1 pseudogene is annotated in these 414 nt (G+C 70.3%); it reads left to right on the top strand.

Annotated features, from left to right (window positions below):
* Positions 1–394: pseudogene (locus AB1L30_RS00735) on the top strand (methylamine utilization protein MauG); the annotation flags it as partial.
* Positions 395–414 lie beyond the last annotated feature (20 nt).

Here is a 414-nt window from a genome sequence, read left to right as displayed (position 1 = left end):
ATACTCCTTGTATGACGGCGAGGCGGCCGAGATCGAGGCGTTCCTCCGATCGCTGCCGCCCCCCCCTGCCCTGACCGCCCCGGGCGACCCGACGTTCGACGCCGAGGCGGTGGCTCGCGGGGCGGACCTCTTCCGCGACCTCCGCTGCGACCGCTGCCACACGCCGCCGGTGTACACGTCGGCAAAGGTTTATGACGTGGGCCTGAGCGACGAGCAGGGGCAGACCGCGTTCAACCCGCCTTCGCTGCGCGGGGTCGGCCGCCGGCGGATGTACTTCCACGACGGCCGGGCACGCACGCTCGAAGACGTGTTCGAGGGGCACGAGCACCAACTTGAGGAGCCGCTCGGCCCGGACGACCTGGCGGACCTGATCCTGTTCCTGAAGAGTCTGTGACGCGGTCGATCCCCGCGACC

The organism is Bremerella sp. JC817 (genome assembly GCF_040718835.1).
GTDB lineage: Bacteria > Planctomycetota > Planctomycetia > Pirellulales > Pirellulaceae > Bremerella.
This window is presented reverse-complemented; position numbering and strand designations above follow the sequence as displayed.